This window comes from Alteromonas sp. ABV4_150 (genome assembly GCF_056311745.1).
In genome coordinates, this window is record NZ_CM149971.1 from 1,646,330 (window position 1) to 1,668,550 (window position 22,221).

Annotated in this window: 26 protein-coding genes and 1 pseudogene; 16 read left to right on the forward strand and 11 right to left on the reverse strand. The window is 43.6% G+C overall.

Annotation, left to right across the window (positions count from 1 at the left end; translation table 11 throughout):
• Positions 1-75: 75 nt before the first annotated feature.
• The 9 genes from atpE (at position 76) to ACYX4M_RS07230 (ending at position 7,664) form a co-directional block, all read left to right on the forward strand.
• The gene (gene atpE / locus ACYX4M_RS07190) at positions 76-297 is read left to right on the forward strand and encodes a F0F1 ATP synthase subunit C (protein ID WP_012520222.1); all 222 of its coding nucleotides are present in this window, start codon (positions 76-78) and stop codon (positions 295-297) included.
• 45 nt (positions 298-342) lie between these two features.
• Positions 343-813: a F0F1 ATP synthase subunit B gene (gene atpF / locus ACYX4M_RS07195; protein ID WP_014951452.1), complete on the forward strand. Its 471-nt coding sequence runs from the start codon at positions 343-345 to the stop codon at positions 811-813.
• A gap of 14 nt (positions 814-827) precedes the next feature.
• Positions 828-1,361: a F0F1 ATP synthase subunit delta gene (gene atpH, locus ACYX4M_RS07200; RefSeq protein ID WP_476082457.1), complete on the forward strand. Its 534-nt coding sequence runs from the start codon at positions 828-830 to the stop codon at positions 1,359-1,361.
• Between the two features lie 13 nt (positions 1,362-1,374).
• Entirely contained in the window at positions 1,375-2,916 is a 1,542-nt protein-coding gene (gene atpA, locus ACYX4M_RS07205; protein ID WP_014951450.1) for a F0F1 ATP synthase subunit alpha, read from the forward strand.
• Between the two features lie 58 nt (positions 2,917-2,974).
• On the forward strand, positions 2,975-3,835 hold the full coding sequence (atpG, locus tag ACYX4M_RS07210; protein ID WP_476082458.1) for a F0F1 ATP synthase subunit gamma: 861 nt from the start codon (positions 2,975-2,977) through the stop codon (positions 3,833-3,835).
• A 33-nt stretch (positions 3,836-3,868) separates the two neighbouring features.
• The gene (gene atpD, locus ACYX4M_RS07215; RefSeq protein ID WP_476082459.1) at positions 3,869-5,254 is read left to right on the forward strand and encodes a F0F1 ATP synthase subunit beta; all 1,386 of its coding nucleotides are present in this window, start codon (positions 3,869-3,871) and stop codon (positions 5,252-5,254) included.
• Positions 5,255-5,314: 60 nt separating this feature from the next.
• A complete protein-coding gene (locus ACYX4M_RS07220; protein WP_474834332.1) occupies positions 5,315-5,728 on the forward strand; it encodes a F0F1 ATP synthase subunit epsilon in 414 nt (137 codons plus the stop codon).
• A gap of 200 nt (positions 5,729-5,928) precedes the next feature.
• Positions 5,929-6,915: a hypothetical protein gene (locus ACYX4M_RS07225; RefSeq protein WP_476082460.1), complete on the forward strand. Its 987-nt coding sequence runs from the start codon at positions 5,929-5,931 to the stop codon at positions 6,913-6,915.
• Between the two features lie 149 nt (positions 6,916-7,064).
• Positions 7,065-7,664, forward strand: coding sequence for a glutathione S-transferase family protein (locus ACYX4M_RS07230; RefSeq protein WP_476082461.1), 600 nt, complete (start codon positions 7,065-7,067; stop codon positions 7,662-7,664).
• Between the two features lie 23 nt (positions 7,665-7,687).
• On the opposite strand, the gene ACYX4M_RS07235 is transcribed toward ACYX4M_RS07230, so the two are convergent.
• Entirely contained in the window at positions 7,688-8,269 is a 582-nt protein-coding gene (locus ACYX4M_RS07235) for a tRNA-uridine aminocarboxypropyltransferase (protein ID WP_476082462.1), read from the reverse strand.
• Positions 8,270-8,369: 100 nt separating this feature from the next.
• On the opposite strand from ACYX4M_RS07235, the gene ACYX4M_RS07240 reads away from it, so the two are divergent.
• The 3 genes from ACYX4M_RS07240 to ACYX4M_RS07250 all read left to right on the forward strand — a co-directional run bounded on the left by ACYX4M_RS07240 (position 8,370) and on the right by ACYX4M_RS07250 (position 10,995).
• A complete protein-coding gene (locus ACYX4M_RS07240; RefSeq protein ID WP_476082463.1) occupies positions 8,370-8,708 on the forward strand; it encodes an MGMT family protein in 339 nt (112 codons plus the stop codon).
• A 71-nt stretch (positions 8,709-8,779) separates the two neighbouring features.
• The gene (locus ACYX4M_RS07245; protein WP_476082464.1) at positions 8,780-9,976 is read left to right on the forward strand and encodes an HD-GYP domain-containing protein; all 1,197 of its coding nucleotides are present in this window, start codon (positions 8,780-8,782) and stop codon (positions 9,974-9,976) included.
• Positions 9,977-10,353: 377 nt separating this feature from the next.
• Positions 10,354-10,995: a YiaD family glycine zipper/OmpA-like lipoprotein gene (locus ACYX4M_RS07250; RefSeq protein WP_334059806.1), complete on the forward strand. Its 642-nt coding sequence runs from the start codon at positions 10,354-10,356 to the stop codon at positions 10,993-10,995.
• 37 nt (positions 10,996-11,032) lie between these two features.
• Here the strand turns inward: ACYX4M_RS07250 and ACYX4M_RS07255 are convergent, their stop codons facing one another.
• The 3 genes from ACYX4M_RS07255 to ACYX4M_RS07265 form a co-directional block, all read right to left on the reverse strand.
• Positions 11,033-11,530 carry a nuclear transport factor 2 family protein gene (locus ACYX4M_RS07255; RefSeq protein WP_476082465.1) on the reverse strand — a complete coding sequence of 166 codons (498 nt, stop codon included), beginning with the start codon at positions 11,528-11,530 and terminating at the stop codon, positions 11,033-11,035.
• A 183-nt stretch (positions 11,531-11,713) separates the two neighbouring features.
• Positions 11,714-12,715 (reverse strand): LacI family DNA-binding transcriptional regulator, encoded by a 1,002-nt coding sequence (locus ACYX4M_RS07260; protein WP_476082466.1) that lies wholly within the window; start codon positions 12,713-12,715, stop codon positions 11,714-11,716.
• Positions 12,716-13,187: 472 nt separating this feature from the next.
• Entirely contained in the window at positions 13,188-14,051 is an 864-nt protein-coding gene (locus ACYX4M_RS07265) for a YicC/YloC family endoribonuclease (RefSeq protein ID WP_476082467.1), read from the reverse strand.
• 301 nt (positions 14,052-14,352) lie between these two features.
• Between ACYX4M_RS07265 and rph the strand changes: the two are divergent.
• The 3 genes and pseudogenes from rph (at position 14,353) to tusA (ending at position 16,016) form a co-directional block, all read left to right on the forward strand.
• Positions 14,353-15,067, forward strand: a pseudogene (gene rph, locus ACYX4M_RS07270) (ribonuclease PH).
• A gap of 57 nt (positions 15,068-15,124) precedes the next feature.
• Positions 15,125-15,766 (forward strand): orotate phosphoribosyltransferase, encoded by a 642-nt coding sequence (gene pyrE, locus ACYX4M_RS07275; RefSeq protein ID WP_476082468.1) that lies wholly within the window; start codon positions 15,125-15,127, stop codon positions 15,764-15,766.
• A complete protein-coding gene (gene tusA, locus ACYX4M_RS07280; RefSeq protein ID WP_476082855.1) occupies positions 15,756-16,016 on the forward strand; it encodes a sulfurtransferase TusA in 261 nt (86 codons plus the stop codon). Before pyrE ends, tusA begins: the two co-directional genes overlap by 11 nt.
• Before the next feature lie 45 nt (positions 16,017-16,061).
• Here tusA and ACYX4M_RS07285 read toward each other — a convergent pair whose 3' ends face one another.
• From ACYX4M_RS07285 to ACYX4M_RS07315, 7 genes are all read right to left on the reverse strand, one after another.
• Positions 16,062-16,865 carry a DUF1206 domain-containing protein gene (locus ACYX4M_RS07285; RefSeq protein WP_476082469.1) on the reverse strand — a complete coding sequence of 268 codons (804 nt, stop codon included), beginning with the start codon at positions 16,863-16,865 and terminating at the stop codon, positions 16,062-16,064.
• 116 nt (positions 16,866-16,981) lie between these two features.
• Positions 16,982-17,170 (reverse strand): hypothetical protein, encoded by a 189-nt coding sequence (locus ACYX4M_RS07290; protein ID WP_476082470.1) that lies wholly within the window; start codon positions 17,168-17,170, stop codon positions 16,982-16,984.
• A 20-nt stretch (positions 17,171-17,190) separates the two neighbouring features.
• The gene (locus ACYX4M_RS07295; RefSeq protein ID WP_476082471.1) at positions 17,191-17,652 is read right to left on the reverse strand and encodes a hypothetical protein; all 462 of its coding nucleotides are present in this window, start codon (positions 17,650-17,652) and stop codon (positions 17,191-17,193) included.
• Between the two features lie 171 nt (positions 17,653-17,823).
• Positions 17,824-18,411, reverse strand: a complete 588-nt coding sequence (locus tag ACYX4M_RS07300) for a YqaA family protein (protein WP_476082472.1) — start codon at positions 18,409-18,411, stop codon at positions 17,824-17,826.
• 24 nt (positions 18,412-18,435) lie between these two features.
• Positions 18,436-19,728: an amidohydrolase family protein gene (locus ACYX4M_RS07305; RefSeq protein ID WP_476082473.1), complete on the reverse strand. Its 1,293-nt coding sequence runs from the start codon at positions 19,726-19,728 to the stop codon at positions 18,436-18,438.
• Positions 19,729-19,924: 196 nt separating this feature from the next.
• Positions 19,925-20,551, reverse strand: a complete 627-nt coding sequence (locus tag ACYX4M_RS07310; protein ID WP_476082474.1) for a DUF1285 domain-containing protein — start codon at positions 20,549-20,551, stop codon at positions 19,925-19,927.
• Positions 20,538-21,392 (reverse strand): DUF3014 domain-containing protein, encoded by an 855-nt coding sequence (locus tag ACYX4M_RS07315; protein ID WP_476082475.1) that lies wholly within the window; start codon positions 21,390-21,392, stop codon positions 20,538-20,540. Before ACYX4M_RS07315 ends, ACYX4M_RS07310 begins: the two co-directional genes overlap by 14 nt.
• 471 nt (positions 21,393-21,863) lie before the next feature.
• Here ACYX4M_RS07315 and ACYX4M_RS07320 point away from each other — a divergent pair, with 471 nt between their 5' ends.
• Positions 21,864-22,169, forward strand: coding sequence for a hypothetical protein (locus tag ACYX4M_RS07320; RefSeq protein ID WP_476082476.1), 306 nt, complete (start codon positions 21,864-21,866; stop codon positions 22,167-22,169).
• The last annotated feature ends 52 nt before the right edge of the window (positions 22,170-22,221 follow it).

The window sequence follows — 22,221 nt, forward strand, 5'->3', positions numbered from 1 at the left end:
TGTTATCAACACCGTTTTTTACAGAGTTTGACTTTTAAACATTAACTTTAAATTTAACTTAAATCGGAGACGTAAATGTTATACATCGCTGTTGCACTACTGATTGGTCTTGGTGCCCTTGGTACCGCTATTGGTTTCGGTCTACTAGGTGGTAAATTCCTTGAATCTGCTGCTCGTCAGCCTGAACTAGCACCTCAACTACAAGTTAAAATGTTCATCGTAGCGGGTCTTATCGACGCCATCGCGATGATCGGTGTTGGTATCGCTCTATACCTATTGTTCGCTGTTGGTGCCTAATTTTACTAAACACTTTTTTAGCGAACTTTAAGAGGAGGGGCGATTGTGAATTTTAACGCCACTTTTATTGGTCAATTAATCGCCTTCGCTGTGTTCGTGGTGTTCTGCATGAAATATGTATGGCCTCCACTAATGGCAGCGATTGAAGAACGTCAGAAGAAAATTGCCGATGGGCTTGAAGCTTCTGAACGTGCAGAGAAAGACCTAGAGCTTGCTCAAGCGAAAGCTACTGAGCAATTGAAAGATGCGAAAGCGCAAGCAGCTGAAATTATCGAGCAGGCTAAAAAGCGTGCCAACCAATTGGTTGACGAAGAAACGCAAAAAGGCCATGCGGAACGCGAAAAAATTATCGCTTCTGGTTATGCCGAGATTGAAGCTGAACGCAATCGTGCCAAAGAAGATTTGCGCAAGCAGGTTTCTGCACTTGCAGTAGCTGGCGCACAGCAAATCTTACAACGTGAAATCGATGCTAACGCACAAAACGACATTGTTGAAAAACTTGTCGCTGAGCTTTAATTGGGAGATGAGCCATGTCTGAATTGACTACCGTTGCTCGTCCTTATGCTAAAGCTGCTTTCGATTTTGCTGTCGAGAAAAATGCTGTTGCGAAATGGCAGGAAATGCTCGCCTTTGCAGGTGAAGTAGCTGCGAATGAAGACATGCACCAGTTGTTAACTGGTGCTGTTGCCGCTGATTCACTTGCCGACATTTTTAATAATGTGTGCGGTGAGCAACTCGACGAACACGGCCAAAATCTAGTAAAGGTTTTGGCTGAAAATAAACGTTTAGCCGCGTTGCCTGAAATTTCTACTTTGTTCGATGCATTTAAAGCAGATTACGACAAAGAAGTAGAAGTGGACGTAACCTCAGCATCTACGCTGACCGATGCCCAAACAAATGAATTGGTAGCATCTTTGGAAAAACGTTTGGCACGTAAAGTGAAGCTTAATTGTAACGTGGACCCTGCCCTGATCGCTGGAATGGTAATAAATGCCGGCGATACAGTAATTGATGGTTCCGTAAAGTCGAAATTGAACCGTCTAGCAGACGCGTTGCAAGCATAACGGGGATAAGAGCATGCAACTTAATTCCACTGAAATTGCTGAACTGATCAAGAAAAGAATTGAACAGTTCAATGTAAGCAGTGAAGCACGTAATGAAGGTACTATCGTCGCAGTAACTGACGGTATTATCCGCATTCATGGCCTTGCAGATGTAATGCAGGGTGAAATGATTGAGCTTCCTGGAAGCCGTTACGCAATTGCACTAAACCTTGAGCGAGACTCTGTAGGTGCAGTTGTTATGGGTCCTTATGCGGACCTTAAAGAAGGCGATAAAGTACAATCTACTGGCCGTATTCTTGAAGTACCAGTAGGTAACGCACTTCTTGGTCGTGTTGTAAACACACTAGGTGAGCCTATTGATGGTAAAGGCGCAATTGACGCAGCTGGTTTCGAGCCAGTTGAAAAAATTGCACCTGGCGTAATCGAGCGTCAATCGGTAGACCAGCCAGTACAAACTGGTTATAAGTCAGTTGACGCTATGATCCCAGTAGGTCGTGGTCAGCGTGAGCTTATCATCGGTGACCGTCAGTGTGGTAAAACAGCAATGGCTGTTGACGCTATCATCAACCAAAAAGGTACAGGCATTAAATGTGTGTACGTTGCGGTTGGTCAGAAAGCATCTACTATCGCTAACGTAGTACGTAAACTAGAAGAGCACGGTGCACTTGACCACACTATCGTGGTTGCAGCGTCTGCATCTGAGTCTGCTGCGCTTCAATACCTAGCGCCTTACTCTGGTTGTACTATGGGTGAATTCTTCCGTGACCGCGGTGAAGACGCGCTAATCGTATATGATGATTTGTCTAAGCAAGCTGTTGCTTATCGTCAAATCTCACTACTACTTAAGCGTCCACCAGGCCGTGAAGCTTACCCAGGTGACGTATTCTATCTTCACTCACGTCTACTAGAGCGTGCTGCACGTGTAAACGAACAATACGTTGAGCGTTACACAAACGGCGAAGTGAAAGGTAAGACAGGTTCATTGACTGCGCTTCCAATTATCGAAACGCAAGCTGGTGACGTATCTGCATTCGTACCAACTAACGTAATCTCAATTACCGACGGTCAGATCTTCCTAGAAACTGACTTGTTTAACGCAGGTATCCGTCCAGCGGTTAACGCTGGTATCTCGGTATCTCGTGTTGGTGGTGCTGCACAGACTAAAATCATCAAGAAGTTGGGTGGCGGTATCCGTCTAGCCCTAGCTCAGTATCGTGAACTTGCGGCGTTCTCGCAGTTTGCTTCTGACCTTGATGACGCAACTCGTGAGCAACTTGAGCACGGTGAGCGCGTAACTGAGCTAATGAAGCAGAAGCAGTACGCACCACTTTCAATTGCTGATATGGGTGTATCTCTGTTCGCGGTAGAAAAAGGTTTCCTTAAGGGTATCGAGCTTAACAAAATCCTAGATTTTGAAGCTGCTCTTCACTCTTACATGAACAGCGAACACGCTGACCTTATGAAGACTATCAACGAATCAGGTAACTACAACGACGAGATTGCCTCTAAGTTGAACGACGCTTTAACAAACTTTAAAGCGACACAAACTTGGTAATCAATGGTGCTGGTGTTTAACCACCAGCGCATTTCGTTGAGTAATCGGAGAGATAGTCATGGCCAGCGGTAAAGAAATAAAAGGTAAGATTGGGAGTATCAAAAATACTCAGAAGATTACCAGTGCGATGGAAATGGTTGCTGCGTCTAAAATGAAAAAGGCGCAGGAACGCATGGCTTCTGGCCGTCCATATGCACAAAATATGCTTAAAGTGATTGGTCACATTGCAAACGGTAACCTTGAATATCGCCATCCATATTTGGAAGAGCGTGAAGTCAAGCGCGTCGGTTACATTGTGATTTCCACTGACCGAGGCTTATGTGGTGGCTTGAACACCAATGAATTTAAGCTCGTCACCCAAGATGTCAAAAAATGGCGTGAACAGGGTGTAGAAGTGGATTTCGCTGCATTAGGTTCTAAAGCGTGCAGTTTCTTCAACCGCTTTGGTGGCAAGTTGCTTGCTGCTGAATTTGGTTTAGGTGACAAGCCGTCTGTGAGCGATGTAGTGGGTGTTGTACGCGTTATGCTTAAAGCGTACGACGAAGGACAAATTGACCGAGTATTCTTGGTATTCAATGACTTCGTTAACACCATGACACAGAAACCTGTGATCAATCAGTTATTGCCTTTGCCAAAGTCAGAAGACGAAGAATATCAACATCGTTGGGACTACATCTACGAGCCAGATCCAAAAGAAATTTTGGAAGCATTAATGGTTCGTTACATTGAGTCTCAGGTGTATCAGGGTGTTGTAGAAAACGCGGCGTCAGAACAAGCTGCGCGAATGGTTGCCATGAAGGCAGCAACCGACAACGCCGGTAACCTTATTGATGAGTTACAACTGGTATATAACAAAGCGCGTCAGGCTGCAATCACACAAGAAATCAGTGAGATTGTTAGCGGTGCCGCAGCGGTGTAGGCAAAGGTTTAAAAGAGATAACGAGGACAAATTATGAGTCAAGGTAAGGTCGTCCAAATCATTGGCGCCGTTGTGGACATTGAGTTTCCACAAGATGCGGTACCAAGAGTTTATGACGCACTACGAGTTACCGAAGGTGACTTGTCAGGTCTAACCCTGGAAGTGCAACAGCAATTAGGTGGCGGTGTAGTTCGTGGCATCGCACTAGGTACTACTGACGGACTAAAACGTGGTCTTACAGTAGAAAATACCGGTAACCCAATCATGGTTCCAGTTGGTACGAAGACACTAGGTCGTATCATGGACGTATTGGGTAACCCAATCGACGAAGCAGGCCCAATTGGTGAAGAAGAGCGTATGTCTATTCACCGTGAAGCGCCTAGCTACGAAGATCAGTCTAGCTCGGTAGAACTACTAGAAACTGGTATCAAAGTAATCGACTTGGTTTGCCCATTCGCTAAGGGTGGTAAAGTTGGTCTATTCGGTGGTGCGGGTGTAGGTAAAACCGTAAACATGATGGAACTTATCCGTAACATCGCAATCGAGCACAGCGGTTTCTCAGTATTCGCTGGTGTCGGTGAGCGTACGCGTGAGGGTAACGACTTCTATCACGAAATGAACGAATCAAACGTACTTGATAAAGTATCGCTTGTATACGGTCAGATGAACGAGCCACCGGGTAACCGTCTACGTGTTGCACTAACCGGTCTAACTATGGCTGAGAAGTTCCGTGACGAAGGTCGTGACGTTCTTTTCTTCGTGGATAACATCTATCGTTATACCCTAGCAGGTACTGAGGTATCAGCACTTCTAGGTCGTATGCCGTCTGCGGTAGGTTACCAGCCAACTCTTGCAGAAGAGATGGGTGTACTTCAGGAACGTATTACGTCAACGAAGACTGGTTCAATCACTTCAATCCAAGCGGTATACGTACCTGCGGATGACTTGACTGATCCATCTCCAGCGACAACCTTTGCTCACTTGGATGCAACGGTAGTACTTTCTCGTGATATCGCGTCTCTAGGTATCTACCCTGCGGTAGACCCTCTAGATTCAACGTCTCGTCAGCTAGACCCACTAGTAATCGGTCAAGAGCACTATGACGTAGCACGTGGCGTACAGACTGTTCTTCAGCGCTATAAAGAGCTGAAAGACATCATCGCGATCCTAGGTATGGACGAACTATCTGAAGAAGACAAGCAAGTAGTATCACGTGCTCGTAAGATTCAGCGTTTCCTATCTCAGCCGTTCTTCGTGGCAGAAGTATTTACCGGTGCACCTGGTAAATATGTATCGCTAAAAGACACAATCAGTGGCTTTAAAGGCATTCTAGACGGTGAGTACGATCACCTTCCAGAGCAGGCCTTCTACATGGTTGGTTCTATCGAAGAAGCGCTAGAGAAAGCCAAGAAAGCATAATGACAGGGCTAGCACTAGCTAGCCTAGCATCATGCTAACGTACCTAATCAGGAGGTTCACATGGCAATGACAGTACATTTGGACGTAGTAAGCGCGGAGAAAGCGATTTTCTCAGGGCGCGTTGAATCGATTCAGGTGACAGGTAGCGAAGGTGAATTGGGTATTAACCCAGGGCACGCGCCACTTATCTCTGCTATTAAACCTGGTATGGTGCGTTTGGTTAAACAGCACGGTGAAGAAGAAGTAATTTATGTTGCTGGTGGTGTACTAGAAGTACAACCTGACAACGTTACCGTACTGGCTGATACCGCGGTTCGAGCTGAAGATCTTGACGAGCAGGCAGCACAAGAAGCCAAACGACGTGCAGAAGAGCACATCGCCAATCCAGGCGCTGACTTTAACTATGCAGAAGCAGCTCACGAGCTTGCAGAAGCAATTGCACAACTTCGTCTTATCCAGAAGTTACGCAAGTAAAAAGCACAGCTTTGAAAAAAACCCGCCAACTGGCGGGTTTTTTATTGCCGAACGAAAAGTGAACGTTCACATTCTCTTACGTTTATTTTTATTGCTATCCCGCCATACAAAGCTTATCGTTAATGCGTTTTAAAGATATTAAATTAAAACGTAGCATGCGGTTACTATAGCAATGCTGCCGCACTCTACGAATTGTATAAATGAAGCTCAACCCTTACTCTAACATGCACAAGGGAGCCTCTATTGGTTTCTTTCCTTTACTGGCCACACTGCTCCTTCTTTTAGTACATTACTTTACGGGAGCTTTAGAATGGCCTAACGCGGGAGAAGTGAGAGCTCAGCGAGACTTTAATTCTGCAATTGGTATGTCGCTGTTGACCGGCTATTTCTGGTTTGCTCTACGTCTTATGCATCAAAATGTCGCAAGCACGTTGATTTCACTCCTTGTGAAAACGAACCAGCTCAGTCAGTTTTCATCGCACCGTAATGACCTTGCTGTTGAGTTTAAACATCACATTTTTAATGCCATTATCATTTCTATCATGATCACGATTGTGTATTGCATGTTTGAAGGTCTTATTACGGTAAAACAAGAAATTCATGTTTTATTTTTAACCGCGACAGCCGTGCCTTTTTGGTTCTTGGCAATCTTATTCTTGTTCCAGATTTCGTCTAACATTAAGTATCTTACAAGCAAAGTATTACCACATGCTGGTTCTAACATTGATCATTTAAAATCAATACTCACAATCCTGAAGCTGGGTACGACTAACAGCATATTCGCAATGGGCGCGCTCACTATCTTTCCTATTTTCTGGTTGAAAAAAGACATCCCTTCTATTGACGTTCTAATGGTCACTTTTTTCACCGGCGTTGTCGGTTTTTATTTGTTTTGGCCCGTAATTAAGCTTAAAAATATGTTGGAAAAAGAGCGAGAAGACGCCATTTTACACCTTGAAGATAGCATAGAGGATGGAATAAAACGTTACGCAAAACTACAAGAGTCTGAAACGGCAGTTTCGATAGAGCAGCTAGAAAGTGAAAAAGAGCGCGTACTTAAAATGGGAGCTCACGTATTTGCGCCGCGAGATAAAGTGAGAGTTGCAGCTTGCCTTGCCTTAATACCATTCTCGTGGATGTTATTGTTCTTAATAGAATGGATAATTCGACTACCGAAATATCACTAGGTGTCATGTTCACCATATTTTCATTAAGGGTGGATTGTAAATAAACACTACAAAAGGAATTACTTTAAAAGCCCCCCGAAATTTTAATGTTTGTCGCTTGAGCTATGCATTGATAAGGTAAGAAAAGTTGAGTCAAAGAGATTACCACTGTGCGAATATATGGCGATAGACGTTCTGGAAACTGCTACAAACTCGAGTTCCTTCTTTCTTTGTTAGGCAAAACCTGTGAATGGGTTGATGTTGATATTATGAAGGGAGAGACCAGATCGCCGTCCTTTCTTGAAAAGACGCCTAACGGTAAGATTCCGATACTTGAGCTCGATGACGGAAGGGTGTTGTCAGAGTCGAACGCTATCATGCATTACCTTGCTTCTAATACGCCCTTCATTCCCTCTTCGCCCTACCACTTTGCGCAACTGTTGCAGTGGCAGTTCTTCGAACAGTACAGCCACGAACCCTATATCGCCGTTGCCCGCTACATCAATATTTATTTAGGGTTACCTGATGATAGAAAAGCGGAATATGAGTCTAAGCAAGCGGGTGGATACCGAGCGCTTGAGGTAATGGAGCATCAACTTAACAAGACACCTTATTTAATAGGCGACACCATTAGCCTCGCTGATATTTCACTGTTTGCTTATACCCATCTCGCTCATGAAGGCGGCTTCGACTTGTCGGCATACCCTGCTATTCGCCATTGGATAAGTTTAATTAAAGAGCACAAAGGCTTTATACCAATGAACCCTTAGAAAAGCCTGTAGCCTTCTGAGCGTTAGGTTTGTCTTCTATGCGACTTTGGCCCTTTCCAATGTTTTTGTAAGGCACACTGTGCTTCGTGAAGTGCAGAGACGTCAGTTTTTTCTAAGCAACTTATCGCATAGGCAGTCGCCTCTAGTGTCGAGAGCGCGTGCTCTAGCTTTGTATGGCGGATTGCATAATTAGACGTAGGCGCCGCAGTAAAGTGAAAGGCGGGTAAGTTGGTAAGCCATGGGTTCTGCTTAACCATACCAAAAGCTTGTTTCCAACTGCCGTCAATTAACAACAAGGTAGAGAATTGGTGTAACCTTGTAAGGGCGGTATTTTCTATCGGCATACTTTTATCGCTGGGGTAAACCAGCGCCGTATGCTCGAACGAGCACTCCTTTTCCAAGTGTTGCATGGCCTGCACATCGCTTGTAAGAACAATACGACTTGTTGGAATACACAAAGAGATTAGCCTTGCTGTATTTTTCGCGTGATACGCTTCTTTTTCATGCTGGAGAATGATGATGTTTAACAACGTATCTACAGTGTTAATATGGGCGCAAATACACGTCGTTTCGGGGTATCTACATTTTTGGCAATAAAGACGCATTACCTGATTTCTCTACTCTTATTTTACAATATTAACTGCGTTCATTTATCGCAATCGCTTATCTAACCATGCAACTTTACCTGATAGGATAATATACAACATGCCAGATGAAGCAGTACAATCCCGCGTAGAAAAAACGCTTTCTTTCGTCCCCTTAGGGCATGTAGTCAGTTACGGTTTACTTGCTGATTTGTGCGGGTTGCCAGGCAGAGCAAGAATGATGGGAAAGTGTTTAAGGGAATTAAGTGTAGATTGTAATTGGCATAGAGTATTGCGCAGTGACGGAAAGATTGCCTTTCCTGCGGGTTCGGAAAAAGCAGAAGAGCAGCGACAGCGTTTAACTGCAGAAGGCGTTGTAGTAAAAAATTACCGAGTGAATATGAATGAATTTGGTTGGATACCAGATTTACACACTATACTGGTAGAATTAGAGTATTAATTCTTCTGCGAGTTCAAGAGTTGCCCAACAGCAATATAATAGCGTTTGGAAAACAGTGTTGTGCATTTGAAATGATAAAAAAAATTACGATAGATCAGCTAATACCGGGTATGTTTGTTCATCAAATATTAGAGCAAAAAGGTACCTTGTCGGTAAAAAGCCAAGGGCGCGTAACATCAAATGATTTAGTCAATACACTGAAAAAACAAGGCGTTAAAACTCTTGCCATAGATACCGAAAAAGCGTTCAAAATTGGCGATCGCGCATCTTCTTCTATTGTTAAAGACTATTTAGCAAGCCCAAGTGAGGCAGCGAAGCCCCATCCAGTCCCCCTCGAAAAAGAATTAACAAGGGCGTCTAAACTGCATGAACAAGGAAAAGCGATTCAAAAGCTTTTGCTTGAAAATGTTCAAAAGGAAACGCCTTTTGATGCAAGTATTCCCAAAGCATTTTCAAACAAGCTGGTGGAGTCGGTTGATAGAAATCCTGATGCGCTGCTTTGCTTAACTAAAATTCGCGAAAAAGACGATTATTTATTAGAGCACTCCCTCAATGTTGCTATCCTCCTAGCGAATTTTGGCAAATTCTTAGGCATGTCAGATGAAGAGGTTCAAGATCTTTCCTACGCCGGTTTTCTGCATGATCTAGGCAAGATAAAAATTCCAGATGAAATTCTTCATAAACCAGGTCGTTTAACAGATAGCGAAATGGATATTATGAAAGGACATGTGAAATACGGCGTAGACTACTTAAAAGAGACTGACATAGCGCCACCGCTTATCCAGGCTATTAGTGAGCACCATGAACGCTTAGACGGACTAGGCTACCCTGCCGGAACGAAAGGTAATGATATTAGCCAAGCAGGACGCATGTTGGCGATCGCCGATATGTACGATGCACTTACTGCTGATAGAGTTTACAAGGCCGGTATGTCGAGTCAAAAAGCCTTTTCTATCTTGATGAGTGATGCGCCCGACCGACTTGATAAATTGCTTGTTCAGCAATTTATTAAATGCCTAGGGGTATACCCTGTAGGCAGCTTAGTTTTACTCTCTAACGAAAGGTTAGCCATGGTGCTCGAACAGAAAGATTCACCTCTCACACCAGTAGTGAAGGTTTTCTATTCGGTTCGTAACAGTCACTACTTAACCCCGAAAGATATTGACTTGTCTGTTGATAAAACTGTCAGTATCACGAAAGCTGTCATTGCTTCAGATTACAAAATAGATGTAAATGCATTCTTTGAGCGTTCTGTTTCAGTTGGTTAAAACGTTACTTATTGGCAACACAGTGTAGAGTTTACACTGTGTTGTAACGCCTTTCTTTCCCCATTCTGCAAAAATAGACCGTTTCGTTTAGCTTACGTTCAGCATGTGTAGTTTAGAATTTAATGAGAACAACAAATAATGATACGACAGTAGCGACGTTTATCACTGATCTAACAGTAATATTTTTTAAGTTAAAATATGAATAGTGGTATCAATACAGTATTGGCTATCTCGCAACTTATGAGTGGAACGTTAATTGCTGTATTTGTGTATAAGTTGAGTAATTAACAAAAGTTTTTGTACAGAGCTTGTTGAGAGTGGCAAGGGACATTTGTCGCTTTTCAATACAAGGCTTTTAATTGGAATAAGAGGAAGTTATGAAAAAGACTCTTGCTGTAAGTTTGATTGCTGCATCATTAACCGTGGCAGGTTGTGCAACTGACCCTAACAATACGCAAAAAGGTGCCGCTATCGGTGCAGTCGTAGGCGCATTGCTAGGTAAAGCTACCGGCGATAACGATAAAAGTCGCTACGCATGGGGCGCTGCGGTAGGTGCTATTGCTGGTGGTGCAATTGGTAATTACATGGATAAACAGGAAGAAGAACTTCGAAGCGAGCTTTCTGACACTGGTGTTCAAGTGGTTCGTGAGGGTGATAACCTGCGATTAATCATGCCAGGTGATATTACTTTTGCTACCGATAGCTCTAGTATTAGCCCTAACTTCAACCCAGTCCTGCAAGATGTTGCGAAAGTCGTAAACAACTATGAAAAAACGGTATTGATGATAAAAGGTCACACTGACGATACGGGCTCAGAGCAGTACAACCAGTCTTTATCTGAGCGTCGAGCAGGTGCGGTTAAAAACTTACTGATTAACTATTCGGTAAATCCAACACGTATTACAACAGTAGGCATGGGTGAATACTCGCCAAAAGTGCCTAACAACAGTGCAGCAAATCGCTCTATGAACCGTCGTGTTGAGATGGAGATTCAGCCGCTTACCCAATCTAATACCTAATAATTAATAGGTAAGTAAAAGAACAGAAAGCCCCGTTTTAAAGCGGGGCTTTTTCGTTATTCGAGGTTTTAATTTGCTCGGCAACACTGTCAGCTAGTGAATTAGGAATGGGTATAGCTAGATGGTATTGGGTTAACTTCCAATCATCGCCAACTTTTATAAGAACGCCAGTCCCCCTCGTTTCGCCTAAACTTTTATTATCCAGCAACTCATCGAACCAAGCTGTATTGCCTTCTGGCGAAAAATAGATGTGTCTATCTCTAGGGTGATATGTCCACCCTGTACCTTTATCGAAATGAGGTTTCGCATAGGCTTTAAACGTTTCTTTATTCCAAACTTCCGACGCATCAGTGCCTATGAAGATGGCGCTTTCGTGATACAAGCTGAAATACGATTCAAAGTTAGCTATAGAGGCATTATGATGAAGCGCATCAAGAGCGTGATTAACCAGAATTCTATCTGTATTGGCACTAACGCTTGTCGCTATTCCTACGCTGACCCAAAGCAACAGCCAACTTAATAATACACTTTTCATAGTACTTTCTTATCCTGTATTCGATGTAGTGTGGTTAAGACCACCATTTGGCGATGTTCCACATGGAACAGCCTCAATATTTTAGTTTTTCATTTCTAAGGTGCTTCATTGGTTAGTTTCACTTACTAAACATATAAAGACTCCCGTTTGTCATTTGGAAACTGCTATGAATAAGCGCTTACGCTAACCTTCATATTGTATCGTAGACTCTCGAACTATAAGTTCGGGCTCAAAGTTCAGCGTAATTTCGCTAGATTGCCCATAGACTTTGTTCAAGATGTATTTCGCTGACATTTCGGCCATGTTAGCAACTGGGTTACTTACCGTCGTAAGTCGGGGGTACACATGATGTGCAAATACAACGTCATCGAACCCAACAATTGAGAGGTCGTGAGGAAGGCTCATGCCCAAATCTCGGGCGCAGCTTATTGCGCCTGATGCAATCAAGTCGTTGGCACAGACCAATGCTGAAAATGGTAGGTCGCGAGCCATAAGCTCTAATAAACCAAGCTTTCCATCTTCTTCAGTGTAATTTCCCTCAAAGATGAGTTCGGAGTTTGCTGGAAGTCCAGCTTCGGACAGCGCACGTTTGTGTCCTTTCAAACGAAGCTTTGCGTCGCGCTTTCCGATTGGGCCTGATATATACGCTATGTTTTTATGGCCTAATTCGAGTAAGTGGCGGGTGGCAAGGTACCCCCCTTTTTCATTATCTAACGTAGTGCACGCTTCAGAAAGCCCCTCGACTTGCCTGTTAACTAAAGCAATAGGAAGTTTGGACTGATTAAGTTTCAATAAGTATTCATCTGACAGTGCTTCGGCGTACATGATGAGTGCATCGCAATTACGGCCTATTAAGAATTCTACCGCATCTTTTTCAGTTTCTAAGCAGTCACGTCCTACCGTAATAATGACGTGCTTACCTGCAGCGCGTAACCTTAACTCTATTGCTTGCATCAGGTCGCCAAAAAAAGGAGCATTCAACTCAGATACAAGCACGCCGACACTATCTGTACGGCTATTAGCCAATGAGCGGGCGACGGAATTTGGACGGTAATTTAACTCTCTAACCGCTTTTTCCACCCGCTCTCGCAACACCTTATTTACCGAGGCTTTTCCGTTTAAAACGCGGGATACCGTTGATAGAGAAACACCTGCGCGCTCGGCAACTTGGTAAATGGTTGGCACGTGAAAAAACCTCGTTTATTAAAGCAATCGCTCACCGTTTTTGTATTATGCCGGCATCTATAAGGGTTCGCTATGAAAAGGACGGGAAGTTTACTTTTGTGACACGTTATTTTTAGTTTTATTTATACCAGCAAACGAGCTTTGTACATAAATGAATCTTAAAATGCATTATGAGAAAGCGGTTTCTAATGCAGTTTAGAAATAGTGCTAGTTTCAAGAAAGGGCTTTCTCGATTGTATGGGTGAGTGAACAGTAATATGTCCTCTTTGTACTAAAGGTTCTTCAGTTTGAGGTGTTTAGCTAGTTCAAAACCAGCGAAAGAGTCCGATAAACAAGGACACTAAAACGCGAATTCTTTGTGGTTGACACTAAAGCTATATTGTTACTTCCAGAAGAAATAAAGCCCCATACCTTTAAACAAATTATGGGGCTTTCTAGACATTACCAAATGAGTAATCTTTTGTTTAGAAATCTACTCAATATTCTGAATTTGCTCACGCATCTGCTCAATTAATACCTTAAGTTCAACGGCCGATTGCGTGATGTCAGTACTGATAGATTTTGAACCCAAGGTATTCGACTCGCGGTTAAATTCCTGCATCATGAAATCTAAACGGCGACCCACTGCCCCACCCTTTTTAAGGATATTGCGCGTTTCTTTAACGTGAGCGTTTAGGCGATCTAGCTCTTCGGCAACATCCACTTTTTGCGCAAGCATGATCATTTCTTGTTCAAAACGGCCTGCATCAAGCTCTACTTTTGCCTCTTCAAAGCGGGATTGCACTTTTTCTCGCTGCCACACCATAATTTCAGGCATGCGTGCGGCTACTTTTTCCGCTTCAACTTCAATGGCGTCTAGGCGCTGCGTGATCATATCTTTAAGGGCTTCGCCTTCTGTAGCGCGGGCACTAATGAAGTCGTTTAATGCTTGATCGAACGCCGCCATTACGTCACTGTGTATGGTATCCATATCAGTTTCTTCTGCAGCAATTACTCCTGGCCAGCGTAAAACATCAAGGGGATTAACGCCGGTAGATTGACCATGCGACTGCACCCAGTCGGCAGCGTGAAGCACCTGCTTAGCTAATTCTTCGTTTAGGCTTAACTTGGTTACAGCAGCATCGTTAGCGGTAAAGCGAAGTGCACATTCTACTTTGCCCCGCGCCAACTTTTTACGAAAACGCTCACGTAAAACCGGCTCTAGTGAGCGGAACTGTTCCGGTAGCCGAAAATAGGTTTCTAAAAAGCGTTGGTTAACTGAGCGTATTTCCCATACTGCCGAGCCCCATTCTTTTTTCGCTTCTACGCGCGCAAACGCTGTCATGCTGTAAATCATAAATATCCTTTAAATTTAACTGAACGCCTGCAAAAACAACCCGAGCGTCGTGTTGTATACGTGAATATCAAAAGCAGGTTTTCTTGTATTTTGTATATTAGCGCACATTTACGTAATTCAATAAGCAAACATGTAAAGTTCGTTTTTAACGGTCACGTGTAATGCGTTATACTTAAGCGCAATTTCGTAGCTACATTGAATTGACAGGATTTGACCGCGAATTGAGCTTTTTGCTTCTTTATTGCGCAAAAAAACTGTTAAACGCTACCCTTTTTTAAGCACTTACGTTGTGGAGAACACTATGCGCCCAAGCGGCAGAACCGCCAGTCAAATTCGCCCTGTTACTATTACTCGCCAGTACACTTGCCATGCAGAAGGCTCTGTTTTAGTAGAGTTTGGTAACACTAAAGTGTTGTGTAACGCGACTGTGGAAGAAGGTGTACCACGCTTTATGAAAGGCCAAGGTAAAGGTTGGGTTACCGCAGAGTACAGCATGCTTCCACGTGCAACCCATACGCGTAGCGGTCGTGAAGCGGCCCGCGGTAAGCAAGGCGGTCGTACGCTAGAGATTCAACGTCTAATTGCGCGCTCACTTCGCGCGGCAATTGATTTAAAAGCTTCTAGGTGAAAACACAATTACGCTAGATTGTGATGTCATTCAGGCTGACGGCGGTACGCGCACGGCATCTATTACCGGTGCATGTGTTGCTCTTGTTGATGCGCTTACCTATATGCGTGCAAAAGGCATTATCAAAACTAACCCGCTTAAGCACATGATTGCTGCACTTTCGGTGGGTATTTATGAAGGTACGCCAATCGCTGATCTTGAGTATACTGAAGACTCTGAAGCAGAAACAGACATGAACATTGTGATGACCGAAACCGGTAAACTGATTGAAGTTCAAGGTACGGCTGAGGGTGAACCCTTCTCGTTTGAAGAACTTGATGAATTATTGAAAATTGGTAAGCACGGCTTACGCGAACTATTCGATATTCAAAAAGCGGCGCTTGCGTAAGCGAGGCAATTAAGCGTATTTAACGCCTACGTATTAGTTAGTATTTAAGAGGTCATCATGAAAGCGTTTCAGCGTGATTTTATCGAGTTCGCCATTGAACGTGGCGTACTAAAGTTTGGCGAATTTACTTTAAAGTCTGGCCGCGTTAGCCCTTACTTTTTTAACGCAGGCTTGTTTAATCGCGGCGGCGATTTGGCTAAGCTGGGGCGTTTTTACGCTGACGCGCTAATGGATGCTGGCGTGGAATTCGACGTGCTGTTTGGTCCCGCTTATAAAGGCATTCCTATTGCGACAACTACCGCAGTCGCTCTGGCCGATAGCCATAACCTAGATGTGCCTTACTGCTTCAACCGCAAAGAAGCGAAGACGCATGGCGAAGGTGGCAATTTGGTGGGAAGCCCACTAGAAGGCAAGGTGATGCTGGTGGATGATGTGATCACTGCGGGTACGGCTATTCGCGAATCGATGACATTAATTGAACAGCAGCAGGCCAGTTTGTCTGGGGTGTTGATCGCGTTAGACAGACAAGAGCGCGGTAATGGCGAACTGTCAGCTATTCAAGAAGTGGAGCGTGATTTTGGTACTCAGGTAATTTCTATCGTGTCGCTTGCCGATGTGGTGGCTTATCTGACTGAGAAAGGCGGTTTTGGTAATGAAATCAATGCCATCAACGCCTACCGTGAAAGCTATGGCATCTGATTTTGATAGCGCCTTTAGCGCAGCAAGTCAGCATTTAGACGCACTTGGCTTACGTTGCCCAGAGCCGGTGATGATGGTACGTTTGAATATTCGCAAGCTGGCGGATGGAGAAACCTTATCGGTCACCGCTGATGATCCCTCAACGGCAAGAGATATTCCCAGCTTTTGCCGTTTTATGGACCATACGTTGGTAGCGTCTCAAACAGAGATCTTGCCTTACCAATATGTTATTAAAAAAGGGCGCGCTTAAACGCCCTTCTATCATTCAAATTTCGGCTCTTAGCGCCTCCATTCCCTACTCGACCTTTCTGTACTTCGCTTCTAGCGCACAATAAAGGCCAAACATAACAAAGCCAGCGCCGACGGCGGCAATTAGATAAGGGCCGAAGGGCTGCTTCATTAAGGTTTCTAGTGCTTTTTGTAATCCACCTGCTTGTGATGGATTACTTAATATGGCGGCAAGGATAAAAAAGCCACCTACTAAGGAATAAACGACCCCTCTTGCGGTATACCCTAGGCGACCGGTTACTTTCACACTCTTTCTAATGCGCTGATTTAAAGCGTGTAGTGAAAATTTCTTTAAAAAATCTGCAGTGTAAGCATGTTTGAACTGCACAACGGCAAATATAATGATGCAAAGCCCGATCGCGGCTACAAGCCACAGTCCCCACTCGTATTGCATTAGAAATTCACTCACCTTCTTTCCACTTCCTTGAGATGAGGAGCTACTTTGTACTTCTAATAAGGTTTTACCCCCTGCATAAGCAGCTATAAAATAAAATGCGCCCGATACAAAATAGAAAAGCTGATTGATGATGTAAACGAACGTGTTTTCGTCGTCCGATTTATCAGTAATAAAAATCTGCAGCCAACGCCAACAGGCATAACAAGCTAGTCCAAGGACAAGAATGCCCAATAAAATTTGCCCGAGTGGTTGCTCTTTAAGTGTAAGAAAGACATTGGACTGAGAGGCTTTTTCACGGTTAAGCACAGTAAATATAGATGTAAGAATGAAGACACCAAGCATAACGTACATGACGGTTTTGGCGCTATATCCCGCTCTAGCGGTTATCTCTTTCCATTTAGATGAAGGTTCCACGGTGTCCTCTCATAGCTTAAATGGAAAATAAAAACGACTTAGTTACTTATCTTCTATCAAGTTATGTTCCGCTTTGCTCCCGTCTTTATTTTACGCTTACTAGCTAGCGTTTAAGACTAACGTTCTGAACTGTCTGCAGCGGCTTTTAACAGCAAGTTTTGAAGCATACGTTTGCTGTGAGCACAATTGCAGTGAACGTCTGTCATATGCAGAACTTCACCTTTAAGCATTTTTTGAAGTGCAGAAGCTCTTACATTCAGAGAGACAAAGCCGTCTTCAGTTGGAATTTGTTTTGACATCATCATTTGCTCCTTCAACTTTTGATTCAATGTAGGGCTGCAGACGCAACCTGCCTAGTAATTTGAGGTTCATAGGTTTGTTCAAGCGCGCACTGAATGGCGGATATAAGTCGGCATGCTGATGGGTTAGTAGCATGCAAAGGCAATATGGCAATTAGCTGCTGTTGGCACTCCTGCAAAATTGCGTGAGACTCGTGTTTTTTGTGCTCTTGAGCAAGTAAAGAAGATAAGTACATGCCCATAGTGCCGAACGCGAGTATATCTTCTTGCATAGCGTCGACGCTTTGAGAGGATATAGGCTGTAGTGCGTTAAGAATGGCCTTCGCGGCCTCAAAGGTTTGATACCCTAACTCTCTGGCATAATCTAACTTACCCTGTTGATGGGCTTTCTGCGTTTGTGCCTGCATTGCTAAGCGATGCTCTCGTGCGCTTGAAGGGTTTAGCTGTAGCCACTTTCTGTAAACTGGGCATAAACGTTGGACATTCATATAAGCACCTCCTGTTTTCTATAACATTAGTGCAAATAAGAATCATTATCAAATGTAAAGTTCAAAAAATCTATTAGCGTAATTTGAAATCAGAATCTAACGGAGAGCTCGCACGGTTTGGTTGATGCTATTTTGATAGTTTTAGCATCCTTAAATCGAAAGGCTCTTCAATTAAGAGAACATATTAGAAAGCCACCACAATAAAACTACCACCACCGTAATAGTGAAGACGGCTTTCATCTTGTAGCGTTTTATAAGTTGCTCGGCTTTGTCACCTGCGTAATACACCACTACCGCAAGGCCAAAGTAGCGAATAGCGCGGGCAATAACCGTGGCTAAAAGAAATAGCGGAAGTGAGTATTGGGTGGCGCCAGCAGCTAACATGGCCACTTGAAAAGGAATAGGCGCAATGCCTAGCGTCATCACAAACCAGAAGCCTTGATTTTGCATTTGTTGTTTAACGCTGTCGAACTGATCTTGACTGAAGAAGGTATCAATAACCCACTGGCCAACAAGGTCGAAAAGGTAATAGCCAAGCGCATAACCAAAAACAGCGCCAATCACACAGCCCACGGTGGCCATTAGTGCAATTTTCCAGAGCGACTCTCGTCTAGCCTGCATTAACGGCACCATAACGGCTTCAAGCGGTATAGGAACAATGGTCGATTCTAAAAATGACGCTAAGGTAATGCCCTTTAACATATGTTTGGAATCGATAAGCTTTTTGGTTTTGTGCTTAACTTTTTTACCTAGTGCCATGTAACCTCTACCACTTTTATTATTTTACTGCTTGTAAACTACCCCGTCTTTCATCACAAAAGACACGCTTTCCATCAGCGATATATCGTCAAGCGGGTCGCCTTGAACAGCAACAATGTCTGCTAACTTGCCTTGTTCTAACGTACCTAAAATGTCGCTTATGCCCAGTAAATCTGCGCTATTAACGGTAGCACTGAGTAGGGCGTCAGCAGGCTTCATTCCCGCTTCGACCATTAAAGAAAATTCCTGTGCATTATCGCCATGGGCCGATACACCACTGTCTGTACCAAAAGCAATTTTTACGCCCGCTTTGTGCGCTTGTTCAAAGGTATTTTGAATTAAGGGACCGATGGCTGCTGCTTTAGGGCGAACAAGCTCAGGGAAAAAACCATCAATCTTGGCTTTATCTGCTACAAACTTTCCAGCCAATATAGTCGGTACATAATAGGTGCCGTTTTTCTTCATTAGCTTACGAATTTCATTGTCCATGTAGGTACCGTGCTCAATAGAGTCAACTCCTGCTTCTATTGCGCGTTTCATGCCTTCTTTACCATGGGCGTGCACAGCGACCGTCATACCATAATCTTTTGCTGTATCGACAATTGCTTCTAATTCGTCGGTCATAAATTGTGGGTTTTGGCCGCTTTTAGCTACGCTTAGTACGCCGCCAGTTGCGGTAATTTTGATTAGGTCTGCACCATCTTGGTAACGGGCTCGTACTGCCTCGCGGGCTTCCACTTCGCCATTAACAACACCTTGTTTGGGGCCAACGTCTGGTCGAAGTAAGTGAGACATGCCATTGCTTGGGTCAGCGTGCCCGCCTGTAGTCGCAATAGACTTACCTACCGTGTAAATGCGTGGTCCTGTAGCATAGCCCTTAGCAATGGCATTCCTTAAAGCCACTGTCTCGTTATAGCCATCACCCAAGTTACGTATTGTGGTAAAACCTGCATCTAAGGTTATTTCTGCGTAATTTGCTGCACGTAGTGCATAGTCAGCTTCGTTAAGTGAAAAACGTTCAAGATAAGTTTGCGGCCCGCCGTGTTGCGATGATAAATGAACATGCATATCCATAAGGCCAGGCATAACCGTTGAAGTGCTTAAGTCGATGACAGTGTCACCTTCTTGTGGCTTTGCAAACCCTTCCTTTATCCCTGTTATTTTGTTGCCTTCAATAACAATGGTCATTTGTTCTTGAAGTGATTTTGAGGTACCAGTAAACACTTTTCCCGCGTGTATAAGAGTATCGGCAACCGCAGACAAAGGTGACGAGATTAATGCGCTGGTAATCGCAAGGGTGATCAGAGGCTTTTTCATGATGTAGGTCTTCTTTTGATTGTTTTATAGACTACATCGAATGTAATGCACACAACGAGATAACGCAAAACAAAGTGCTGTTAATGATATTTTAATAGTGATAAATCATGTAATGCTAGGTACAGGTTTAAGGAGCAAAATAGCTGTGTAACACTATTAGCGTAACGATAAGTAGCATAATAATTAAAAACGCGAATTAGGGTGTTTGAAGTATTTCACCCAACACAAATGTGGCACCGCTAGATTGAATAGTAAATCGCGTACTTGAACCTTCAGATGACTCTTCGGCTTGATCTAACAGCTGATAGTAAGTGTTTTGATGTAGCCTTGCCCAAAGGTTCCTGCGAACGCGAATGTAAGGAATGGGGGTTGCTTCAGGGTCCTGTATCGCTTTTGGTGGAACCCTAAGTTCTAACTGGTCTTCGCGCTCTAAGGGAATAGTGTCGCCTGTTTGCGTGGTAAATATATAGGTGCTGTCGCAAGCCGTTTCATCTTCTTGCCCTACTTCAGTCGCCTTGCCGCTTTCACTTTTTTCTTTATGCCACTGAGTGATGAGAAAGGGCGTGTCTTCGACAGTGATCCCTACTTTCTCAACAGGGGTCACTAAGAAGTACTTATCGCCTTCACGCTTAAGCACGGAAGCAAAAAGCTCGACCAAGCTTGCTCGCCCGATAGGGCTGCCTTCGTAAAACCACCGGCCATCGAGGGATATCGTCAGATTAATATCACCACAAAAATCTGGGTTCCATTGATCAACGGGGGGCAAAGGGCGCGCTTTTGAAGACGTGCCCTTAAGTTGCTGTTGAAATCTAGTTAGATCCACGTTCTTCAACCAAGACTTTTAGTTCGCGTAGTTTTGCTTTAATACGACGCATATTGTCTGGTCCGGTACGCAGTAGCTGCTTCTGTGGCTCGTTGAGGGCCTCTAAACGATCGTCTGCGTACTTATAGGCGACAGAGTCTGTATATACTTCAACAGGAACAGGTACTTCTGGCGTATTAAGCAGTTGGTCGATGGCGTCTAGAAGTACGCTGTTAAAGTCTTTGTCTGGATCACCGATTTCTGCAAATTTCGCTTGGATATCGTCTTTATATATACCGTAAATATTAAGCAGTGCATCGTTATCAAACGACTCAAGCATATTTACATAGGGCGTATATCGTTTATAACTTGCAGCATCAATCCACTGTTTTCCTGCTTGAGAATAAACTCGGAAGTTTTGTTCGGGCGGAGTAAGTAGTTGATGGTTTGGTGCCATCTCATCGTTCGCCAGATTAGTTACGGAGACAACAAAGCGTTGAATAAGCCCTTCATTAACCAGCATGCGATTTACGATTTCTTCGTCTGCAGATGAACTCTCAATTAATGAGGCTTTGACTGCAGGGTCGCTTGTATCCAGTGGTTCTGGTTCAACAGGTTCTGGCAATGGTTCAACGTCGTCTTTTTCTTCAAGTTCAACAGTTGGAGCAGGCTGCGTGGGTTCAAAAACCTCCGGTTCATTCGGCGCTGTGACTTCAGGTTCAGTCATCTCAGGCTCGGGTGTAATGACTGGCTCAGGCTCTTCTTCGCTTGGCCAAAAAACTACAGCCAGAATAACGATAAGAAGAATGCCGACAATAATAAAATGTGGGCCCAACGATTTCTTTTCTGACGATTCGCTCATAATGACTCCGCTACAAAAATATCCTTTCGGTAATACTACCAGAGATAACACCCAAAATTAGAAAATCAATCAAGAGAAATGTTCCCTCAAAATCTAATTTCCTTATTTTGAACAGATTTTAACGTTGAAAAGACACTTTCCGATTTGTTTTCCTCCAAAAATTAGTGGAAATTCCTCATTTTCTAGACTTTCCAAGTCGCCATAGAATGTAAATATGAGAGTAATTTTTAAAACAATTGTTTAACATTTGGGGTTTTGTGTACTAATGTGTTGATTAATCATTAAAAAGCAAATGCTAGAGCACTGCTATTTACAGTAATTAACTAACATTTTGAGTCCTTAGATCCCAGTGTTACCTAGATATGCCCTTGTAGGATAGTAAGCGTGAGTAAATTCAGAACATATCACCCAAAGTTACACCGAGCTGTTAAACGGTACACTGCAATACAATATATTATTGCAGTAGGAGTAATGTTTTACCTATTTTTAAATATGCATAGCCTATCAATGGAGCATCAACTTATTGCTGTGGTAACCGTGGTCGTTATGGGCATTCAAAATGGCTTTATTCTATCGAGAGCAAAAGTTGCACTTGCCGTAGAAGGGCCTCGATTACTGGTATTTCCACTCCTATGGATTGCAACAGGAATGGGGTTGGCTGCTCTGGTGTATACCGTTTCTTCTATTGTTTCGTTGTTGGTTTTAGCCAATGCAGTTCGACATAAAAATCACCGTCCTCCGCTTCATCTTGTAAATGAACCTGAAAACCTCGCATAGCGTATAACAGTCATTACTTCACCCAGCCTATATTTGACGCAAATACTACAAA